Here is a 20,941-nt window from a genome sequence, read left to right as displayed (position 1 = left end):
GATCCAGATATCGATCAAGATCAACTTAGCATCATGCCTCTTCGGCATCGCTGCGATTTTGTCGGTTTTGACGTGACCTCGAGGGCGGCGGCTCATGCTGTCGCCCTTACTTGTTCGTACATCAGTGATGCTGATGGTGCATGTAGTAGGGGCGGTTGAAGAGCTCGTCGCGAGGCGGAATCGTCTGGCGCTCGATCATCCGGCGGACTTCCGGCGGCCCTTCGCCACGGTGGAGTTCGCGGATGCGGTCGAGGTTGACGGCGTCGGCCTGGGTGCGGCGCTGGTTGTGGCGGACGTAATCGACCCAGGTCGGGGCGTGATAGGTCTCGATCCAGACCTCCGGTTCGGCGATGTCGCGCATCAACGCCCATTTGCGGGCGCCGTCACGGAGGCGGATGCGGCGGCGCTCGATCATCAGTTTCAGGAATTCCTCGGTATCGGCCGCATTGATGATGAAGCGCGATTCGACCACGATCGGGCCGCTGCGGGCAAGCACGTCGAGCCGCGGCTCCGGCGTCTGGAAACGATTGAGCGGGTCGAGGTTCAGGCTCTCGAGCGCCGGCATTCTGAAGACGAAGCCGATCGCGGCGCCGATGAGTGTCACGCCGGCGGCTGAAAGGAAGGCGATGGTGATGGTGTGGTTTTCCGCGACATAGCCCCAGAGCCAGCTGCCGCTCGCCATGCCGCCGAAGGAGGCGGTCTGGTAGAGCGATAGCGCCCGGCCCACGACCCAGCGGGGCGTGGTCAGCTGCACCACGGTGTTGAACAGCGACAGCGCCAGAACCCAGCAGGCACCGCCGGCCATCAGCGCCACGCAGTCGATCACCATCGAGGTGGACAGGCCGATGGTCGTCGTGGCGGCCCCGAAGACCAGGAAGGCGAGCCGCACGATCCATTCATTGGAAAGCCGCTCGCGCAGCCACTGATTGGTGAAGGCGCCGCCAATGGCGCCGATGCCGAAGGCGCCGAGCATGAGACCGTAGGTGAGCGGGCCGCCGACGATGACATCACGGGCGACAATTGGCAAAAGGGCCAGCACCGAAACGGAGGACAGGCCGAAGAGGAAGCCGCGCAACAGCACCTTCAGGATGTTCGGCGACATTGAGACATAGCGCAGGCCGGCGCCGATCGCCGTGGTCATTTTCTCGCGCGGCAGGGGGCTTTCGGGGCGCCGGAAGTCCCAACGGTAAATGACCGTCAACAGGCCGAGATAGCTGAAGGCATTGACGGTGAAGGCCGCCGCGCCGCCGCCGATGGCGACGATCGTGCCGCCGACGGCCGGGCCAAGGCTGCGGGTGATGTTGAAGCCAACCGAGTTGAGGGTCACGGCGCCGGGCAAGTCTGAGCGCGGCACCATGTCGCCGACTGAAGCCTGCCAGGACGGATTGTTCACCGCATTGCCGCAGCCGATGAGGAATGTGAATGCAAGCAGCACCCAAGGTGTTATAATGCCGGCGAACGCGGCAAGCGCCAGCATTACCGAGACAGTGAACATGAAGCCCTGGGCTGCGAGAATCACCTGGCGTCGGTCATAATTGTCGGCAATGGCGCCGGCGACGAGTGCGAACAGCATGACGGGCAGCGTTGTCGATGCCTGAACCAGCGCCACCATGCTTTCCGACGCAGAGATCGACGTCATCATCCAGGCGGCGCCGACGTTCTGCACCATGCTTCCAAGATTGGAGGCGATGGCGGCAAGCCAGACATAACGGAATGTGGGGTGCGCAAAGGGCGCGAACAGCGAGGGCGACGCCTTGTCCATGAATACGATGCTTCCTCCGGGTGTTTTTGTTGTTCGAAGCTCTCCCGGGAGAAACACTATAGAGCCGAATTCTGGCAATTGCCTATATCGCGGGCGCGGTCAAATGCGGGAAGCGCGCGATAAAACTTGCAATTTTGGCGCCAAGGGCTTATCTGGGGCTCAAATTCTTGATCGTCAGATGAAGAGTGGGGCCGCAAGGACCCGCTCTTTTTTGTTTGGCGCGGACGGCACGATGCCCGTCGGGAGAGACTGCGATGACGGACAAAGAGAGAGAAGAACGGCTGATTGTCGAGACCGGTATCGACAAGCGCGTTGCCGATATTATCGAACCGGTGCTTGAGGACATCGGCTTCAAGCTTGTCCGGGTACTGCTGTCCGGCCAGAACGGGCTGACGCTGCAGATCATGGCCGAGCGTTTCGACGGCACGATGACGGTGGAAGATTGCGAGGAAGTCTCGCTCGCCGTCTCGCCGGTGCTCGATGTCGAGGATCCGATCGACCGTGCCTACCATCTGGAAATTTCCTCGCCCGGTATCGACCGGCCGATGGTGCGTAAGTCCGACTTCTATCGCTGGAAGGGTCACCTGCTGAAATGCGAGACCTCGGTCGTCGTCGAGGGGCGCAAGCGCTTCCGCGGCCGTATCATCGAGGCGGATGTGGATGGCTTCACCCTCCTGCGCGATGGCGTTGCCTATGGCGAGCCGAACGAGGTGAAAATCCCCTTCAGCGCGCTTTCGGACGCCAAGCTGGTGCTGACGGACGAACTGATCCGCGAAGCGCTCAGGGCCGACAAGCTCGCCAAGGAAAAGGCGGCCGAGGAAGCGGCCAATGAAAACGACGCGGACGACGCGGCACACTGAATTTTTAGGGCCTAGGCCCCGACAACGGAGAACAGGAAAATGGCAGTAAGTGCGAACCGGCTTGAACTGTTGCAGATTGCCGATGCAGTGGCGCGCGAAAAATCCATCGATCGCGAGATCGTGCTGACCGCCATGGCGGATGCCATCCAGAAGGCGGCGCGTTCGCGCTACGGCACGGACACCAATATCCGCGCCGACATCAACCCGAAGACCGGTGAAATTCACCTGCAGCGCCTCCTGGAAGTGGTCGAGGAAGCCGAGGATTACGGCACCCAGATCCCGCTGACGCTGGCGCTCGACCGAAACCCCGATGCCAAGCTCGGCGACTTCATCGCCGACCCGCTGCCGCCGATGGATTTCGGCCGCATCGCTGCCCAGTCGGCCAAGCAGGTCATCGTCCAGAAGGTTCGCGAAGCCGAGCGTGATCGCCAGTTCGACGAATACAAGGACCGCATCGGCGAGATCGTCAACGGCACGGTCAAGCGTGTTGAATACGGCAATGTCATCGTTGACCTCGGTCGCGGCGAAGCCATCATCCGTCGTGACGAGATGATCCCGCGCGAAGTGCCGCGCTACGGCGACCGCATCCGCGCCTATGTCTATGACGTCCGCCGCGAACAGCGCGGTCCGCAGATCTTCCTGTCGCGCACCCATCCGCAGTTCATGGTCAAGCTCTTCACCATGGAAGTGCCGGAAATCTACGACGGCATCATCACCATCAAGTCGGTTGCCCGTGATCCGGGTTCGCGCGCCAAGATCGCGGTGATCTCGTCCGATTCGTCCATCGACCCGGTCGGCGCCTGCGTCGGCATGCGCGGTTCGCGCGTTCAGGCTGTTGTCGGCGAACTGCAGGGCGAGAAGATCGACATCATTCCGTGGTCGGAAGACCCGGCGTCGTTCATCGTCAACGCGCTGCAGCCGGCGGAAGTCACCAAGGTGGTTCTCGACGAGGATGCCGAGCGTATCGATGTCGTGGTGCCGGATGATCAGCTATCGCTCGCGATCGGCCGTCGTGGCCAGAATGTCCGCCTGGCTTCGCAGCTCACCGGCTGGGACATCGACATCATGACGGAAAACGAGGAGTCGGAACGCCGTCAGAAGGAATTCAACGAGCGTTCGCAGCTGTTCATGGATGCGCTGGACGTCGATGAGATGGTCGGCCAGGTTCTCGCCTCGGAAGGCTTCGCGGCCATCGAGGAACTCGCCTATGTCGAACTCGACGAAATCGCCTCGATCGAGGGCTTCGACGAGGAGACGGCCGAGGAAATCCAGATGCGCGCCCGCGAACACCTGGAGCGCCTCGAAGCCGAGATGGACGAGAAGCGCCGTGGCCTTGGCGTTTCTGACGAACTGCGCCAGATCGATGGCATGACCTCTGCGATGATGGTTGCGCTCGGCGAGGACGGCATCAAGACGATGGAAGATTTTGCCGGCTGCGCTGCCGACGACCTCGTCGGTTGGTCCGAGCGCCAGAACGGCCAGACCAAGCGCTTCGAGGGCATCCTCTCCGGTTTCGACCTGTCGCGGGTGGAAGCCGAGAACATGGTCGTTCAGGCCCGCCTTGCGGCCGGCTGGATCACCGAGGAAGACCTTGCGGCGCAGGCAGCCGAGGCAGAGGAAGCTTCCGAAGAAGAGGTCGCTGAAGATGCCGAAGCCGCCTCCGGCGACGAAAACGGCGAGACCGCATAAGGGCGATGCCACGCAGGGAGCCGGACTTGAACGACAGGACCTGCATCGTCACCCGTAACAAGGGCGAGGCGGATGAGCTCATCCGCTTCGTCGCAGCACCGGATGGTACGGTGGTTCCCGATCTGAAGCGGGAACTGCCGGGCAGGGGCTGCTGGGTCACGGCGGAGCGTTCCGCCGTTGACAAGGCGGTTGCCAAGGGCATGTTTGCGCGTGCCCTGAAGGACAAGGTGAGCGCGGACGAGAACCTCGGTGTGCTCGTCGACACGCTGCTTGCCCGCCAGCTTGCGGGTATGATCAACATGGCGATGAAGGCCGGCGAGTTCGTCACCGGCTCTGCCAAGGTTGATCTTGCGATAAGAAGCGGTGCGGCGATCGCGGTGTTTCATGCGGCGGATGCGGCGGCCGATGGCGTGCGCAAGCTCGATCAGGCGCGCACCGCCTATATGCATATGGCGGAGGAGGAAGAGCCGATTCCGGCATTGCGCCCCTTCGGGGCGGACGAAATAGGCACTCTTTTGCATGAGAATGCGTTTAAACATGCCGCGGTGCTTGCGGGAAAGGCCGGTGAGGGTGTAGTGAAGCGCGCAATGATACTTCAAAGGTACCGGTCTCAATCCGGAACCGAAGGAAAAGCCGCGATGACGAACAAATGACGACGTCACGGGATTTGGCCGGACGCCAGCAAGATTTTTTTACGGCGGGAACTCACTTCTCCTGAGCTGGAGATGGTTCCCGCGCCAAGGAACGGGAACCGAATGACGGATAGCAAAGACGACAAGACACTCAATGACGCCGGCAAGAAGACACTGAGCCTCAAGCCGTCGGGTGTCAGCCAGGGCACGGTGCGCCAGGATATGGGGCGCGGCCGCAGCAAGGCGGTCGTGGTTGAGACACGCAAGCGCCGGATACACAAGCCCGGCGAAGAAACTTCATCTTCTTCTCCTGCACCGGCCGCACCGCGCGCGCCGGCCGCCCCTGCTGCCAGCCAGCCTCGCCAGGCCGAGCCGCAGCAGACCCGCAGGAACGACGACCAGCAGCGCCAGCCGCATCGCCAGCAGAAGGGCCAGGCCTCGCGCCCGGGCCAGCAGGGGCGCCCGCAGCAGCGTGGTGGCCAGCCCGACCGTGGCGGCAACAACCAGCAGCGTCGCGGCAATGTACTGCATGACCTTTCCCAGGGCGAAATGGATGCCCGGCGCCGGGCTCTGATCCTGGCGCAGCAGCGTGAGGTCGAAGAGGCCGAACGCCGCAAGGTCGAGGAAGCGGAACGCCAGAAGGCAGCAGAAGCCGCAAAGCGTGAAGCCGAAGAACAGGCCAAGCGCGAGGCTGAAGAGGCCAAGAAGCGCGCCGCCGAAAAGGCTGCCGCGCCGCAGGCCGAGCCTGAAGCACCGTCCGCCGACGAGGCCGTGCCCGCCGCAGCCGAGCTGCCGCCGGGTGAGGATGCCAAGCCGAGCCGTGTGGCTCCGCGCGTGCGTCCGGCTGCGCGTGCTACGGAAGACGAGGACGAATCGCCCGCCGCCCGTGGCCGCAAGCCGCGTCGTGAAAACGAAGAGGCCGAAGGTGCAGCCCGCAGCCGCACCGCGCGTCCGGAAGTTCCGGCCAAGCCCGCATCGCGCCCGAAGGGCACCGGCGAGCGTCGCCGTGGCAAGCTGACCGTGACGGCCGTCACCTCCGACGAGGATGGTGGCGCCCAGCGTGGCCGTTCGCTCTCGGCCATGCGCCGCCGTCAGGAGAAGATGCGCCGCGCTCAGGCTCAGGAACCGCGTGAAAAGGTTCTGCGCGAGGTCATCCTGCCGGAAACCATCACCATTCAGGAACTGTCGCAGCGCATGTCCGAACGCGCCGTCGACGTCATCAAGTACCTGATGAAGGAAGGGCAGATGATGAAGCCCGGCGACGTGATCGATGCCGATCTCGCCGAGCTGATCGCGACCGAATTCGGTCACACCGTCAAGCGCGTTGCCGAATCCGACGTTGAGGAAGGCATTTTCAACGTCAAGGATGATGAGGCCGATCTGGAGCCGCGTGCTCCGGTGGTTACCATCATGGGCCACGTCGACCACGGCAAGACCTCGCTGCTCGATGCCATTCGCCACGCCAATGTGGTCTCCGGCGAAGCCGGCGGCATCACCCAGCATATTGGTGCCTACCAGGTCGAGCAGGACGGTCAGAAGATCACCTTCATCGATACCCCCGGCCACGCCGCCTTTACCGCGATGCGTGCCCGTGGCGCCCAGGCGACGGATATCGCCATTCTGGTGGTCGCCGCCGATGACAGTGTGATGCCGCAGACGATCGAATCGATCAGCCACGCCAAGGCTGCCGAAGTTCCGATCATCGTGGCGATCAACAAGATCGACAAGCCGTCGGCCGACGCCCAGAAGGTGCGCACCGAACTGCTTCAGCATGAAGTGTTCGTTGAAACCATGGGCGGCGAGACGCTCGAAGTCGAAGTCTCGGCCAAGACCGGCCAGAACCTCGACAAGCTGCTTGAGGCGATCCTGCTGCAGGCCGAGGTTCTTGACCTCAAGGCCAACCCCGACCGTACCGCCGAAGGCGTCGTTATCGAAGCCGAGCTCGATCGTGGCCGTGGTTCGGTCGCGACGGTTCTGGTGCAGAAGGGTACGCTGAAGCCGGGTCAGATCGTGGTCGCGGGCGATCAGTGGGGCCGCGTTCGCGCGCTGGTCAACGATCGCGGCGAGCATGTGAAGGAAGCCGGGCCGTCGATGCCGGTCGAGGTTCTCGGCCTTAACGGCACGCCGTCAGCCGGTGACCGCTTTGCTGTCGTCGAGAACGAAGGCAAGGCGCGTGAGGTCTCCGAATACCGCCAGCGGCTGTCCCGCGACAAGGCGGCGGCACGTCAGTCCGGTTCGCGCGGTTCGCTCGAGCAGATGATGAGCCAGCTTCAGGATACCGGCCGCAAGGAATTCCCGCTGCTGATCAAGGGCGACGTTCAGGGCTCGGTTGAAGCCATCAGCGCCGCGCTTGACAAGCTGGGCACGGATGAGGTGCGCGCACGTATCATCCATGCTGGCGTGGGCGGAATTACCGAGTCGGACATCTCGCTCGCCGAGGCGTCGAACGCTGCGATCATCGGCTTCAACGTTCGTGCCAATGCGCAGGCCCGCAAGGTCTCCGAGCAGGAAGGCATCGAGATCCGCTACTACAACATCATCTACGATCTGGTGGATGACGTGAAGTCGGCGATGTCGGGCCTGCTTTCGCCGGAGCGTCGCGAGACCTTCCTCGGCAACGCGGAGATCCTCGAGGTCTTCAACATTACCAAGGTGGGCAAGGTCGCGGGTTGCCGCGTTACCGAAGGCCGCATGGAACGTGGTGCGGGCGTCCGCCTGATCCGCGACAACGTCGTGATTCACGAGGGCAAGCTGAAGACGCTGAAGCGCTTCAAGGATGAAGTGTCGGAAGTGCCGGTCGGCCAGGAATGCGGCATGGCCTTCGAGAACTACGAAGACATCCGCGCCGGAGACACGATCGAAGCCTTCCGCGTCGAACACGTCTCTCGCTCGCTCTGAGCTTCAGGGCCGCTTCGAAGATTTGCAAAGGCCGGCAGCAATGCCGGCCTTTCGCTTTTGAGGGCTCGTCAACCGGGCTCCAGGGGCGAGGAAGTCGCCTTGAAGGCCTGCTGCACGCAATCGTTGATCTGATCCGCCGGCATGCCGACGCAAAGTTCTCCTGCCGCCAGATACTGCGCCGCTATGCCAGTGCTGAAAAAGATCGAGGCGTCGACGTCCTTCTTCCGCCCGCCGGAGACAGCGCCTCCGAAGCTGCCATAGGTCGATAGGGCATCCTGGTCTTTCGCACGAAGGCCGCCCTGGGCCGCGATCCGCACCGGTTGGCTTTGATCCGAAGACTGCTGGTCCTTCGGCACGACGGTCGGGACGACAGCCACATTGGCGTGTTTGAGGCCGACGACCAGTTCCGGGATTTTCGGCGAGCTCGGCGATGTGCCGGCCGCGACGCCGAAGGTGGTTGTCTGGCCGTAGAGCAACGGCACGCCTTCGTTGACCGAACAGGCGGTAATCGGCGTAAGTACCGCCAGCACTGCGACGGATGTCATGCCCGATGGTCTCATCCTCGTTTCCTCTCGATGACGCATACATTCTCGATGTCCGCGAAACGCGCCCTGAAGGCCGTGGCATCCGCGCCCGCATCTGCCCAGACGATCACCTGGCATTCGGCGTTGCCGCAGTAATAGCGCGCCGAGCGGAGCCCGATGCCGGCCGAGCCGGCTTCGTTCCAGAGGCCGAAACTCAGCGTTTCGGCGGACAAAGGTTTATCAGCGCTGCAACCCTCGATCACCGGGCTACCGAAGCTGATCGCTTGCATCCGTGTGCCATCGATCGCGGTGATCGTCGTGACCGTGCAGCCGGAGGCGACAGATGCAGAGAGCATGGCGGCGACAGCGGTAAGGCGCATGGGTCTCGTTCCGGCGATCCGGGTTTCAGACCATTATACAATCTCAGGTAGCGTTATTTAGCAATATAACAACTAAGAAAACGTCGGGCCGGGGCGTAGAAACAGAAAGCCCGGCTCGCCGCTTCAACAGGGAAGGGGTCGCCGGGCTGTTTTTTCCGGCCGGAGCCGGAACTGAAACGAAAACCGAGGAGGGTTTCGTTTATCCCGCATGTGAGAGGAGGGAGATTGGCCTGCGGGCAGCCTAACAAAGCGCTTCAGCTATTGAAGGAGGAGGAGATCGTGAAACGCTTTGAAACCAGTTCCTTTGTTTGCGAGGCTGTCGCCCCGTGTGTCTTGGCCTTGTTTTAGCGCCGCTCACCCCAAAGCGGTTTGAGCTGAATCAAATGAAATGGAAGGCGGGCGAAATTTATGAAGTTTCTTTGACGCCGCCGAGATTGACCTGAAATCGCTGAGGCGGTAAACGGCGCACATGCGATTGCGTCCGGCCGGGTTCGAGCCCCGCATTGACCGGACAGAAGTGTACCAAAGACCAGGAAGTTTTATGACGAGAGCTACCTCCTCGGCGCCCTCCCAGCGCATGCTTCGCGTTGGCGAACAGGTGCGCGCCGCCATCACCAAGGTGCTGCAGCACGGCGATGTCAGCGACCCGCTGATCGAGACCACCGTGGTTTCGATTTCCGAAGTGCGGATGTCGCCCGACCTCAAGGTTGCCACCGCCTATGTCACGCCGCTCGGCCAGTCGGATCACGATGCGCTGGTGAAGGCGCTCAATCATCATGCCAAGTTCATCCGCGGCCGCATCAGTCGCGAACTGCGCAACATGAAGTACATGCCGGAGCTGCGCTTCCGCGACGACACGAGCTTCGAGAACTTCCGCAAGATCGACGAGCTCCTGCATTCGCCGGAAGTCGCCCGCGACCTCGACCATAACGACGACGACAACGAAGAATAAGAATGGCAAGACAGAGAAAACCCAAGGGTCGCCCGGTTTCAGGCTGGCTGATCCTCGACAAGCCCGTCGATTTCGGCTCGACGGAGGCCGTGTCCAAGATCAAGTGGCTGTTCAAGGCCCAGAAGGCCGGCCATGCCGGCACGCTCGATCCGCTCGCCTCCGGCATGCTGCCGATCGCGCTGGGCGATGCGACCAAGACCGTTCCCTATGTCATGGACGGCCGCAAGATCTACGAATTCACCGTCACCTGGGGCGAAGAGCGCACGACCGACGACCTCGAAGGCGAGGTCAGCGCCACCTCCGACAAGCGCCCGTCGCGTGCCGAGATTGAGGCGCTCCTGGAAAAATACACCGGCGTTATCGAACAGGTGCCGCCGCAGTTTTCCGCGATCAAGATCGACGGCAACCGCGCCTACGACCTGGCGCGCGAGGGCGAGGTCGTCGAGATGCCGACCCGCGAGGTGGAAATCCACCGGCTGACGCTTCTCGGCTGCCCCGACGAAAACACAGCCGAATTCGAGGTCGAGTGCGGCAAGGGCACCTATGTGCGCGCGCTTGCCCGCGACATGGGGCGCGACCTCGGCTGCTGCGGCCACATCTCCTCGCTGCGCCGGCCCTTCGTGGCGCCGTTTGCCGAAGACATGCTGGTTCCGCTTTCCGAGCTGACGGCGCTTGAGGAAATCGAGGACGATGCCGAGCGCTTCGCCGCCCTCGAGGCCTTCCTGATCGATACCGCCGAGGCTCTCGCCAGCCTGCCGCATGTGCCGGTGACCGACGAACAGGCCCGGCGCCTGCGTCTCGGCAACCCGATCATCCTGCGCGGCCAGCACGCGCCCGTGGAAGAGCCGGAAGCCTATGCTTCCGCCGCCGGCAAGCTGGTGGCCATCGGTGACATTGCCCAGGGGCAGTTTCGGCCGAGACGGGTATTCGGCTGAGTTTTTCGGGAGAAGGGCGCGTTGAAGCGCGCTTATCTTTCATGGCTCAAGGGCGCAGGAGCACCTTGCCTTTGCGGCCCGGCACAAGCGAAGCCTTGGCCGCTTCGGTGATTTCCGAGAGCGGATAAATGCCGTCGGTGTCGAGCCGCAGCTCGCCCCTGGTGGCGAGGGTCAGCAGTTCGGTAAAGAGCTTCGCCTTCGTCTCGGCGGGCATTTCCGCGCTGACGCGCGCGCCCCAGAAACCGCGAACCACGATGTGTTTCATGATCAGCGCGCCGGATGACAGCGGCATGGGCGCGCCGGTCGCGGTTCCGAACACAACCAGTTCGCCATCGCGCCCCAGGAGATCGACAAGCGCGGCCGCAATGTCGCCGCCGACGGAATCGATGGCTGAGGCCGCTCCGTCTTCACCGATCAAGCTGCGTACTTCGTCTTTCCAGTTCGATTCCGACGTTGATAACACGTTCTCGAAACCGAGATCACGGAGCTCGGCTGCGGCTTCTGCCCTGCGGACCAGATTGACGATGTTGATGCCGCGTGCCTTGGCAAAGCTCACCATAAGCTTGCCGACCGCTCCGTTGGCGGCTGTCTGGATGATCCAGTCGCCCTTTCGGGCGCGCAGCGTATCGAGAAGCGACAGGGCGCTGAACGGCATGGCGATCAATTGGGCGCCGGCTTCATCGGAGATTTCGGCGGGAAGCGGCACTACACCTTTCGCAGGCGCGGTGAAGAACGCCGCCCAAGCACCATGAACGCCTGCAGCTGTAACCCGCTTGCCAATCAGCGCTTGGTCAACGCCTTCGCCAACGGCCTCGATGGTTCCGAGCGCCTCGCTGCCGGCAATCGCGCCGGGAAGTTTCGGCTTGTACCCATAATTGCCGCGTATGGTCCAGAGATCATGATTGTGGATCGGGCTCAGCATCATGCGCACCAGAACTTCGCCGGCAGCAGGTGCCGGTTTCGAAGTTTCCTTGGCGACGAGCACGTCCGCGGGTTCTCCAAAAGTGTCGTGAATGGCAGCGAGCATGATTGTCTCCGTGATCTTCTGAGTGTGTCGGCTTCACGGGCATATAGGGACGCGACCCGCTTTTGGCTACGCAAGCAAAACTGATTGAGACTTGGGTCAACGTTGCGAGAGCTGGTGGGTCAGTCGCGTGAACAGGCCGGCCGCCTTCGCTTCGTCTATGGCTGTCGTATGGTTCAGCGTGATTGAAACGCAGATATCGGCGCCATCGCTGCCGGAAAGTGCCGCGGTGAAGTTAAGCACGCCGATTTCGCTGCCGCCCTTATAGGCGATCGACTGCCAGTCATCGGTTGCGACCGGACCGGGGTTGAGCGTGAATACATCCGCAGCGCTGACGGCCCGGATGAGCGCGCAGAGCCGACTGACCGGCAGATACCATTCGACGCCCTCTGTCAGTGGGTGCATCACCGCGCTGGCCGGCGGCAGTTGGCGACCCGACGCCTCGGCTGCGATCGCGGACTTTTCCTCTGCTGTTCCTTCCCGATAGCGTTCAGCAAGCGCCGGATCGGCCTTGATGGTGAAGAAAGCGCGCGTCGTCAGAAGGGTGTCGATGCCGAGTTCGTTCGCGATCGGCGCTGGTCCAAGCACGCGGATCAGCACGTCGGTCGCGGTATTGTCGCTTTCGGCGATCATCAGCGTGGCGAGGGTGTGAAGCGTCAGCGGCGCGCCGACGGGGAAGGTCTGGAGCCTGCCGGAAGGCAGCGACTTGTCGCCGGCCTCAAGCGTGACCACGTCCCGCCAGTGGCGCTGGCCCGTCTCGATCTCGTCCATCAGCACCTTCAGGATGCCGAGTTTGAAGGTGGAACCCACCGCATGGGCGGTATCGGCGTCCTTTTCGAAAAGCACGTGATCGCTGGACATGACGGTGTATGACACCCTATCGCCAAGCACCTCGAATGCGGCAAGCGTTTCGGCCGGACTCATCGTCAGCGCCTGGGGCGGGCGGATGAAGAGGCTTGCGATCTTGCCGTTGTCATCGAGAACGAGTTCGACCGGGATCTCATGCGTCTGGGTGCGGATGGTGTAGCGTCCGTCACCGCCGGTGACCGACAGCGCCGCTCCGGTTTGCGCCTGAACCTGGCTGATGATCGCGGCGATCTGGTCGGCCGGCACGGCCGCGGCAAAGCTCTGCGATAGCATCGGAGCCGCATCGGCCGGCGCCTGCCAGAGGGTTTCGATTGTTTCGATTTCGGTGGGGCCGGAATGCGCCGGACCGGCTGTCGCAAGAAGTGTCATGATCGGGACTACAATTTTTCCGAGGTAAGCCATCGGTCGCGGCGTCTTTCTGTTTCGCCGCCGAGTTTCGCATGCGGGCTCGGCTCGAACAACCTGAAGCCCCAAACAACTGCAGGGGAAACGCCCCACTCGACATTATCGCCCGTTTGCCCTATATGGGCGCCAGCATTGTAATATATGCGCTTGAACGGCCCTCGCTGGACGACATCCCGGCCTGGGCATCCCTTAAATCATCTACATCAGAAAGGATGACCGATGTCGATTACTGCCGAGCGCAAGGCCGCACTCATCAAGGAATACGCAACCAAGGAAGGCGACACTGGTTCGCCGGAAGTTCAGGTTGCGATCCTCACCGAGCGGATCACCAACCTCACCGAACACTTCAAGGACCACAAGAAGGATAACCATTCCCGCCGTGGTCTGCTGACGCTGGTTTCGACCCGCCGTTCGCTGCTCGACTATCTGAAGCGCGTTGACGAAAGCCGCTATACGACCCTCATCGGTCGTCTCGGCATCCGTCGCTAAGCTTTATCTTCCGGCGGGCGTTTGCGCCCGCCGGTTTTCATTGCGCCCGACCGGGCGCCGGTCTCCACACCGTGGCAGGGTGAAGATCTGACAACGCGGCCCCTGCGGGCCGCAGGCCGAAACGGACCTGTCATGGGGCAGGATTGCAGGCTGCTTGGCACTCTCAAGCTGCCCGTTGTCTTGCCCATGATACGTCGAATGAAACGCTGAAAGCGCCTCTGATTTCCGATCGGAAAGAAGCGGTCGCTTTTCTGTAAGAGGACAAGACATGTTCAACACCCACACTGTGGAAATCGAGTGGGCCGGACGCACGCTCAAGCTTGAGACCGGCAAGATTGCCCGTCAGGCTGACGGCGCCGTGCTCGCGACCTACGGCGAGACCGCCGTTCTTGCGACCGTCGTCTCCGCCAAGGAGCCGAAGCCGGGCCAGGATTTCTTCCCGCTCACCGTCAACTATCAGGAAAAGACCTACGCAGCCGGCAAGATCCCCGGCGGCTATTTCAAGCGCGAAGGTCGCCCGAGCGAAAACGAAACCCTGGTTTCGCGTCTGATCGACCGTCCGATCCGCCCGCTCTTCCCTGATGGCTACAAGAACGACACCCAGGTCATCGTGACCGTTCTCCAGCACGATCTTGAGAACAACCCCGACATCCTGGCCATGGTCGCAACGTCCGCGGCGCTGACGCTTTCCGGCGTTCCCTTCATGGGCCCGATCGGCGGCGCGCGCGTTGGCTACATCAACGGCGAATACGTTCTGAACCCGCACATCGACGAAATGCCCGAAACCGCGCTCGACCTCGTTGTCGCCGGTACGGGTGATGCCGTCCTGATGGTGGAATCGGAAGCCAAGGAACTGCCGGAAGACGTCATGCTCGGCGCCGTCATGTTCGGCCACAAGGGCTTCCAGCCGGTCATCGACGCGATCATCAAGCTCGCCGAAGTTGCCGCCAAGGAGCCGCGCGAATTCGAACCGGAAGATTTCTCCGAACTCGAAGCCGACATGCTCTCCTTCATCGAGGGCGAACTGCGCGAAGCCTACAAGATCACCGAGAAGGCTGCCCGCTACGCCGCCGTTGACGCCTGCAAGGCGAAGGTGAAGGAACGCTACGCTCCTGCCGAAGGCGAGGAAGCCAAGTACACGGCCGAGGAAATCGGCACGGTGTTCAAGCATCTTCAGGCCAAGATCGTCCGCTGGAACATTCTCGACACCAAGAGCCGTATCGACGGCCGCGATCTCGAGACCGTTCGTCCGATCGTCTCCGAAGTCGGCATCCTGCTGCGCACGCACGGTTCGGCGCTGTTCACCCGCGGTGAAACGCAGGCCATGGTCGTTGCCACGCTTGGCACCGGCGAAGACGAGCAGTATGTCGATGCCCTGACTGGCATGTACAAGGAACGCTTCCTGCTGCATTACAACTTCCCGCCCTATTCGGTCGGTGAAACGGGCCGCATGGGCTCCCCGGGCCGCCGCGAAATCGGCCACGGCAAGCTTGCATGGCGCGCCATCCGCCCGATGCTGCCGTCTGCGGAGCAGTTCCCCTACACGCTGCGCGTCGTCTCCGAAATCACCGAATCCAACGGTTCGTCCTCGATGGCGACCGTCTGCGGTACCTCGCTGGCGCTCATGGATGCCGGCGTGCCGCTCGCCAAGCCCGTTGCCGGTATCGCCATGGGCCTGATCCTCGAAGGCGATCGCTTCGCGGTTCTCTCCGACATTCTCGGTGACGAGGATCACCTCGGCGACATGGACTTCAAGGTTGCCGGTACTGCCGATGGCATCACCTCGCTGCAGATGGACATCAAGATCGCCGGCATCACCGAAGAGATCATGAAGGTCGCGCTCGGCCAGGCTCAGGGCGGTCGCTCGCACATTCTCGGCGAAATGGCCAATGCCCTTTCCGAAAGCCGTGGCCAGCTCGGCGAGTTCGCTCCGCGCATCGAAGTCATGAACATTGCGGTCGACAAGATCCGCGACGTCATCGGCTCCGGCGGCAAGGTCATCCGCGAAATCGTCGAGAAGACCGGCGCCAAGATCAACATCGAGGATGACGGCACGATCAAGATCGCTTCGTCTTCGGCCAAGGAAATCGAGGCCGCCAAGAAGTGGATCCACTCGATCGTCGACGAGCCGGAACTGAACGCGATCTACGAAGGCACGGTCGTCAAGACCGCCGACTTCGGCGCTTTCGTCAACTTCTTCGGCCCCCGCGACGGTCTCGTCCACATCTCGCAGCTGGCGCAGGAACGCGTTGCCAAGACCACCGATGTGGTCAAGGAAGGCGACAAGGTCTGGGTCAAGCTCATCGGCTTCGATGAGCGCGGCAAGGTCAAGCTGTCGATGAAGGTCGTCGATCAGGAAAGCGGCAAGGAACTGCCGAAGCCCGAGCGCAAGAAGGACGACGCTGCCGAGTAAGGTGTCGTCCCCGACGGAGGAATGACCTTGCCGATGGTCCCCTTCAATCTCCTTCCTTGAGGGGGAGATGTCGCGCAAGCGACAGAGAGGGGTGCAGCGGTTCCCATTTTCTCTGAACTCGTGGCTTGCGGTTCACCCCCCCCTCTTCCCCTGTCGGGGCATCTCCCCCTCAAGGGGGGAGAATGAGGGAAGGCGTAAGCCAAAATGACAGGCGTGAGCAGCATCGCTCGCGCCTTTTTCAATAGGTGCGGCACATGCGCGAAACCCTGAAAACCCTTTTCCATCCCTTCGACACCGGCGTTCTGCCGCCGCCCACCGGGCGCGCGCTGTTTCTGGGCGCCGAGGCTGGCTATCGCCTGCCGGACGGTTTTGCCGCCGAGATCGAGGCCGTGCAGCCGTTCCGCCCGTTCTATACGGCGCTGGAGCGCGCTGGCGTCACCGTCGCCCCGGAAGCCGGCGAGGGGCCTTATGACCTCTCGTTCATCCTCCTCACCAAGCATCGTGGCGAGAACGAGAACCGCATCGCCGAGGCGCTGACGAAGACCGTTCCGGGCGGCACCATCGTCATCGCCGGCACCAAGGAAGACGGTGTCCAGTCGATGAGGAAGCGGCTCGGCGCCATGTTCGCCGACCTCGAGGCAATGCCGAAATATCATGGCGTCGTGCTGTGGTTCACCCGCCCCGACGATGTTGCGGCGCCGGTCGAAACGCTCAGCCATCCGACGGTCGAGATCGACGGGCGGTTCACCACCACGCCCGGCCTGTTCTCGCACGACCGGGTCGACGAGGGCTCGCGCATTCTCGGCGATCGCCTGCCGGAAGGCTTTGACGGCCTGGCGGCCGATTTCGGCGCAGGCTGGGGCTATCTGGCCGCGCGGCTTGCCGAGGCCGCGCCGCGGGCCGAGGCGATCGATCTTTACGAGGCCGATTACCGGGCGCTCGCACGCGCCAAGGTCAATCTTGCCGCAGAAGGCGGGAACTTCCGCTATTTCTGGCAGGACGTCGCCGGTGAGAAGGTCAAGGCGCGGTACGATCTGATCGTCATGAACCCGCCCTTCCACACCGGCAAGGCGGCTGAGCCATCACTCGGCAAGGCCTTCGTCAAGGCTGCCGCGGATACGCTGAAGCCCGGCGGCAGGGTGATGATCATCGCCAATCGCGGTCTGCCTTATGAAGATGTGCTGGCGGCTCATTGCAAGAAGAGCGGCGAGGAATACCGCAACGCCCGCTTCAAGCTGCTCTGGGGCACGAAGTGAGGTTCAATGCCCTCATCCCCGAGCTCGGCGTCACCGATCTTGCCAAGAGCCTCGACTTCTATGTCGGGCTGATCGGCTTTTCGGTGGCCTATGACCGGCCGGAAGAGGGCTTTGCGTTTCTCGAATTGGGCGAAGCGCAGCTCATGCTGGATACGATCGGCATGGGCCGCACGATCGGTGAGGACGAGCCGATCCTCGGCGGGGGCATCAATTTTCAGCTCGAGGTGGCTGACCTCGCCAGCATCGTCGCCCGGCTGAAGGCTGCGGGCTGGCCGCTGGTGCTGGGTCCGGAGGAGCGCCGCTACCGGACGTCCGAGGGCGAAAAGGCGCAGCGGCAGCTCTGGGTCCGCGATCCCGATGGCTACCTGCTGCGCCCGTTTCAGCCTGTAGATTGACGATTACTGCTCGCCGAGCTTGATCGACGGATCATAGTCCTTGCCCTCGACCTCCTTGGTCACGGCCTGGCCGCAATAGGTCTTGCCGAGCACCGGATCGAAGGTCAGGGAAGGGGAGCCATGCAGTTCCCAGCCCTTGTTGAGGGCGTCGGTCACCCTGTGGCAGAAGCTGGAATCGTCGACGCCTGTCAAAAAGCGATAGAGTTTCATTGATTTGCCTTGGTGTTGTTGAGACGAGCGGCTGTTTCCAGCAGTGTCTGCGCCTGTTCGAGATGCAGGCGCTCGACCATGCGGCCGCCGAGATCGATGACGTTTAGCGCTTCCGCGCCCGGCTTGGCAAATGCTTCGACAATGGCATGCGCTTCGGCAATCGCGGCATCGGACGGGCGGAAGCTGGTGTTCGCCGTGTCGATCTGCTTCGGGTGAATGAGCATCTTGCCGTCGAAGCCCATGGCGCGGGCTTCGGCGCACTCGGCCTCAAGGCCGGCGACATCGGTGAAATCGTTGTAGACCCCATCGACGACGGCCAGTCCGTAGGCGCGGGCAGCGAGCACGACCTGCATCAGCCAGGGCACCAGGTAGGCACGGCCGGGCGCTTGGGCAACGTTGGTGGCGGAGCGCAGGTCGTTGACGCCGACGATCAGCGCTTCGAGCCGGCCGCCGGCTGAGGCATGCGACCAGGCGCCGGCGATGGCGGCTGCGTTGACGATGCCGGCGGGTGTCTCCAGCATCGCCCAGAGCCGCATGCGCAGCGGTGCGCCGTTGCGGGCGAGAAGCGCGCTTGCGGTCGCAACGGTGGCCACCGTCTCGACCTTCGGCAGCAGGACGGCGTCCGGCTGGCAGGCGAGCGCCGTCTTCATGTCTTCCTGGCCGGTCTCGGTGTCGAGCGGGTTGATGCGGATGGCGGTGGTGACATCGGGCCGATCGTGGGCAAAAAGCTGCTCGAGGTTCTCGCGCGCCTCGGCCTTGCGGCCGGAGGCAACGGAATCCTCAAGGTCATAGATGATCACGTCGGCTGCAAGCGTTTTCGATTTCTCCAGCGCCCGCCGATTGACGGCGGGTACGGACAGCACGGAACGCCAGATTTTGGTTTCTGTCATGGCCATATTCCTAACAACTTCCCGGCTCAATAATACCGGACTCACGTGGAATTGAAGCTTTTCAAAGTTTTCTCCGCCGATCAATGAGACAAAATGGCAGCGGGCCTCTTGCGAAACCCGCTGCGAAGCGCCAGATTATCGAATGTGAAAGGAAAATGACGATGGGAAATATCCGCTCCGTTTTCATGGCAATCGTGGGTCTGGCCGCCGTGGCGTTCGTGACAGTTTTTGCCGCTTCCGTTGGTCTCGCCCTTATCGCCATGCTGGCGGTGCTGACCTTTGCTCGCATGGTGGCCGTGCGCCTTAACCAGGCGACCGTGCCGGTGAAAACCCGTGATGCCCAGAAGCGCGAAAACATGCGCGTTTGGGATGATGGCCGCGGCAAGATCATCGATCTCTGAAGCGCTTTCAGTATCCTTCTGCAGGCGGCCTTCGGCCGCCTTTGGCACGAGCGTACCCCAAGGTACAGTTTTTCATTGAAATTCGTCGGCTGGCGCTGTAGATCGAAACCAGCTTCAATCGCGCCGAGGACATCCCATGGAAAAATTCGTCAAGCTGACGGGCGTCGCTGCCCCCCTTCCGGTGGTCAATGTCGATACCGACATGATCATTCCCAAGGATTACCTCAAGACGATCAAGCGCACCGGTCTTGGCAAGGGCCTGTTTGCCGAAGCGCGCTACAATGAGGATGGCTCCGAAAACGCCGATTTCGTGCTGAACAAGCCGGCCTATCGCAGCGCCAAGATCATTGTCGCCGGTGATAATTTCGGTTGCGGTTCCTCGCGAGAGCATGCGCCGTGGGCACTCGCCGACTTCGGCATCCGCTGCGTGATCTCCACCAGCTTTGCCGACATCTTCTACAACAACTGCTTCAAGAACGGCATCCTGCCGATCATCGTCTCGCCCGAGCAGCTTGAAAAGCTGATGGACGACGCCGAGCGCGGGTCCAATGCCGTGCTGACGGTGGACCTGGAGAAGCAGGAAATAACCGGTCCGGATGGCGGTTCGATCACGTTCGAACTCGACGCCTTCAAGCGTCACTGCCTGCTGAACGGTCTCGACGACATCTCGCTGACGCTCGAGAAACGCGACAATATTGCGACCTACGAAACCAGGCTCGCTGCCGAGCGTCCCTGGGCCTGACAGCCCGATACATATGTTCCTGTGCGATGGCCGGTCTTCTGACCGGCCTTTTTGTTTGCGCCCGACAGTCCGGTCGGCGCCGCACCACAACCCGTTTCCCGCATTGAAACCGGATGCAATCTATACTAGAGTTTACGTGTAGGATGTTCTTCGAGAGGGGTTGAGATGAATTACCGCATACTGGCCTATCCGTTGGCTTTGATCGCGCTGATGTCGTTTGCACCGGCCGGGCTGGGCGAACCGCAGCCGGCCCGGCAGTCGTTTGCAGAATGGGGAGGGGACAGGTTGGCCTGGACCTGTGATTTCAAGGGCGAGGATAGCGACGGCTTCGACAAGATCTGCGCCTATGACTGCGCCGGCTCGCGCAAGGAGATCAAGATCGACAAGTTCGACCATTGCCCGGCTTCGATAAAGGTTTGAATACCGCAGCAGGCCGGGCAGCGCAGAGCCGCCCGGCCTGGTGATCAGATCGGCACGCCGAAGTGCCGCAGACCCTCGATGACGCCGTCGGCGATCTCGCCGCGCGCCTCGTAGATGCGGTCGTTGGAGCGGGCGAGCTGGCGCAGTTCCTCAAAGCCATTGGCCGGAATGATGCCGCAGACGCCCGGCACCTCGAACATCGCCTTGTCGTTACCGGTGTCGCCGGCCACCACGATCTCCTCGTGACCGATGCCGAGCCGGGCCGCGAGCCAGGAAAGGCAGGCGCCCTTGTCGGCGGCCCGCGGCAGAATGTCGAGATCCCGATCGGACGAATAGACCAGCTTGATCTCCAGCCCCTCGGCGGCAAGCGCCTCCTCGATGGCCTGAAGGCGCTCGGGCCGCGCATTGTTGAGGTACCAGCTCGACTTGAAGGCATGCTGGTAGCGGGCCGGCTGGTAGCTGACATCCGGGATATCACCCATGATGCGGCCGACCTTGGCCGCATCGAAGGCACCGGCGAGGAAGCTCTCGAACCCGTCCAGCGGAGCGCCGGCCTTGCGGTCGACCACCATCGTGCCGACGCCGCCGATCAGGAAATCGGGCTCCGGCAGTCCGACCTTGTCGATCAGCGCGTGGATGTCGTCGGTGAGCCGGCCGCTGTTATAGACAAGCAGCGGCCGGTCGTTTTCGGGAATGGCCTCAAAGGCCTCGCGGAAGCGCACCGTCGAGCCGTTGTCGCCGACAAGCGTGCCGTCCAGATCGGACGAGAAAAGTCTGATGGTCATGTCCCCGCGCGT

At 62.4% G+C, this 20,941-nt stretch carries 21 protein-coding genes; 13 read left to right on the top strand and 8 right to left on the bottom strand.

The annotated features are described in order from the left end of the window. Positions 1-121: 121 nt before the first annotated feature. On the bottom strand, positions 122-1,762 hold the full coding sequence (locus tag TM49_RS21150; protein ID WP_045684145.1) for an MFS transporter: 1,641 nt from the start codon (positions 1,760-1,762) through the stop codon (positions 122-124). Between the two features lie 254 nt (positions 1,763-2,016). On the opposite strand from TM49_RS21150, the gene rimP reads away from it, so the two are divergent. From rimP to infB, 4 genes are all read left to right on the top strand, one after another. After that, on the top strand, positions 2,017-2,622 hold the full coding sequence (gene rimP, locus TM49_RS21145) for a ribosome maturation factor RimP (protein WP_045684143.1): 606 nt from the start codon (positions 2,017-2,019) through the stop codon (positions 2,620-2,622). Between the two features lie 39 nt (positions 2,623-2,661). Further along, positions 2,662-4,311, top strand: coding sequence for a transcription termination factor NusA (nusA, locus tag TM49_RS21140; protein WP_045684142.1), 1,650 nt, complete (start codon positions 2,662-2,664; stop codon positions 4,309-4,311). Between the two features lie 5 nt (positions 4,312-4,316). Further along, positions 4,317-4,964, top strand: a complete 648-nt coding sequence (locus TM49_RS21135; protein ID WP_045684140.1) for an RNA-binding protein — start codon at positions 4,317-4,319, stop codon at positions 4,962-4,964. A gap of 102 nt (positions 4,965-5,066) precedes the next feature. Then, entirely contained in the window at positions 5,067-7,841 is a 2,775-nt protein-coding gene (gene infB / locus TM49_RS21130; RefSeq protein ID WP_045684138.1) for a translation initiation factor IF-2, read from the top strand. A gap of 68 nt (positions 7,842-7,909) precedes the next feature. On the opposite strand, the gene TM49_RS21125 is transcribed toward infB, so the two are convergent. Further along, on the bottom strand, positions 7,910-8,386 hold the full coding sequence (locus TM49_RS21125) for a hypothetical protein (protein WP_045684136.1): 477 nt from the start codon (positions 8,384-8,386) through the stop codon (positions 7,910-7,912). A gap of 11 nt (positions 8,387-8,397) precedes the next feature. After that, positions 8,398-8,745: a hypothetical protein gene (locus tag TM49_RS21120; RefSeq protein ID WP_045684134.1), complete on the bottom strand. Its 348-nt coding sequence runs from the start codon at positions 8,743-8,745 to the stop codon at positions 8,398-8,400. A 541-nt stretch (positions 8,746-9,286) separates the two neighbouring features. Here TM49_RS21120 and rbfA point away from each other — a divergent pair. Both rbfA and truB read left to right on the top strand, forming a co-directional pair. Continuing rightward, entirely contained in the window at positions 9,287-9,697 is a 411-nt protein-coding gene (gene rbfA / locus TM49_RS21115; RefSeq protein ID WP_045684132.1) for a 30S ribosome-binding factor RbfA, read from the top strand. 2 nt (positions 9,698-9,699) lie between these two features. Beyond that, the gene (truB, locus tag TM49_RS21110) at positions 9,700-10,632 is read left to right on the top strand and encodes a tRNA pseudouridine(55) synthase TruB (RefSeq protein ID WP_045684129.1); all 933 of its coding nucleotides are present in this window, start codon (positions 9,700-9,702) and stop codon (positions 10,630-10,632) included. Positions 10,633-10,678: 46 nt separating this feature from the next. On the opposite strand, the gene TM49_RS21105 is transcribed toward truB, so the two are convergent. Both TM49_RS21105 and TM49_RS21100 read right to left on the bottom strand, forming a co-directional pair. Further along, on the bottom strand, positions 10,679-11,659 hold the full coding sequence (locus tag TM49_RS21105) for a zinc-binding dehydrogenase (RefSeq protein ID WP_045684128.1): 981 nt from the start codon (positions 11,657-11,659) through the stop codon (positions 10,679-10,681). 96 nt (positions 11,660-11,755) lie between these two features. Further along, positions 11,756-12,892 carry a serine hydrolase gene (locus TM49_RS21100; protein ID WP_052699979.1) on the bottom strand — a complete coding sequence of 379 codons (1,137 nt, stop codon included), beginning with the start codon at positions 12,890-12,892 and terminating at the stop codon, positions 11,756-11,758. Between the two features lie 255 nt (positions 12,893-13,147). Here TM49_RS21100 and rpsO point away from each other — a divergent pair, with 255 nt between their 5' ends. From rpsO to TM49_RS21080, 4 genes are all read left to right on the top strand, one after another. Beyond that, positions 13,148-13,417, top strand: a complete 270-nt coding sequence (gene rpsO, locus TM49_RS21095) for a 30S ribosomal protein S15 (RefSeq protein WP_045684126.1) — start codon at positions 13,148-13,150, stop codon at positions 13,415-13,417. Positions 13,418-13,685: 268 nt separating this feature from the next. After that, a complete protein-coding gene (gene pnp / locus TM49_RS21090; RefSeq protein WP_045684125.1) occupies positions 13,686-15,830 on the top strand; it encodes a polyribonucleotide nucleotidyltransferase in 2,145 nt (714 codons plus the stop codon). A gap of 254 nt (positions 15,831-16,084) precedes the next feature. After that, positions 16,085-17,086 carry a class I SAM-dependent methyltransferase gene (locus TM49_RS21085; RefSeq protein WP_045684123.1) on the top strand — a complete coding sequence of 334 codons (1,002 nt, stop codon included), beginning with the start codon at positions 16,085-16,087 and terminating at the stop codon, positions 17,084-17,086. After that, a complete protein-coding gene (locus TM49_RS21080) occupies positions 17,083-17,481 on the top strand; it encodes a bleomycin resistance protein (RefSeq protein WP_045684122.1) in 399 nt (132 codons plus the stop codon). Before TM49_RS21085 ends, TM49_RS21080 begins: the two co-directional genes overlap by 4 nt. A gap of 3 nt (positions 17,482-17,484) precedes the next feature. On the opposite strand, the gene TM49_RS21075 is transcribed toward TM49_RS21080, so the two are convergent. Together TM49_RS21075 and TM49_RS21070 are read right to left on the bottom strand one after the other, a co-directional pair. Next, entirely contained in the window at positions 17,485-17,691 is a 207-nt protein-coding gene (locus tag TM49_RS21075) for a DUF1737 domain-containing protein (protein WP_045684120.1), read from the bottom strand. Next, positions 17,688-18,587, bottom strand: coding sequence for an HpcH/HpaI aldolase/citrate lyase family protein (locus tag TM49_RS21070; protein ID WP_045684118.1), 900 nt, complete (start codon positions 18,585-18,587; stop codon positions 17,688-17,690). The genes TM49_RS21075 and TM49_RS21070 overlap by 4 nt, the downstream gene beginning before the upstream one ends. Before the next feature lie 155 nt (positions 18,588-18,742). Here TM49_RS21070 and TM49_RS21065 point away from each other — a divergent pair, with 155 nt between their 5' ends. The 3 genes from TM49_RS21065 to TM49_RS21055 all read left to right on the top strand — a co-directional run bounded on the left by TM49_RS21065 (position 18,743) and on the right by TM49_RS21055 (position 20,144). Next, positions 18,743-18,982, top strand: coding sequence for a hypothetical protein (locus TM49_RS21065; protein WP_045685627.1), 240 nt, complete (start codon positions 18,743-18,745; stop codon positions 18,980-18,982). A gap of 136 nt (positions 18,983-19,118) precedes the next feature. Then, positions 19,119-19,724 (top strand): 3-isopropylmalate dehydratase small subunit, encoded by a 606-nt coding sequence (leuD, locus tag TM49_RS21060; RefSeq protein ID WP_045684116.1) that lies wholly within the window; start codon positions 19,119-19,121, stop codon positions 19,722-19,724. A gap of 165 nt (positions 19,725-19,889) precedes the next feature. After that, positions 19,890-20,144, top strand: coding sequence for a hypothetical protein (locus TM49_RS21055; RefSeq protein WP_045684114.1), 255 nt, complete (start codon positions 19,890-19,892; stop codon positions 20,142-20,144). Between the two features lie 44 nt (positions 20,145-20,188). On the opposite strand, the gene TM49_RS21050 is transcribed toward TM49_RS21055, so the two are convergent. Then, positions 20,189-20,929 (bottom strand): HAD-IIB family hydrolase, encoded by a 741-nt coding sequence (locus TM49_RS21050; protein WP_045684112.1) that lies wholly within the window; start codon positions 20,927-20,929, stop codon positions 20,189-20,191. Between the last annotated feature and the right edge of the window lie 12 nt (positions 20,930-20,941).

Source organism: Martelella endophytica, assembly GCF_000960975.1.
GTDB classification, from domain to species: Bacteria; Pseudomonadota; Alphaproteobacteria; order Rhizobiales; family Rhizobiaceae; genus Martelella; species Martelella endophytica.
Note: the sequence above shows the minus strand (reverse complement) of the source record. Positions and strands in the feature narration are given on the sequence as shown.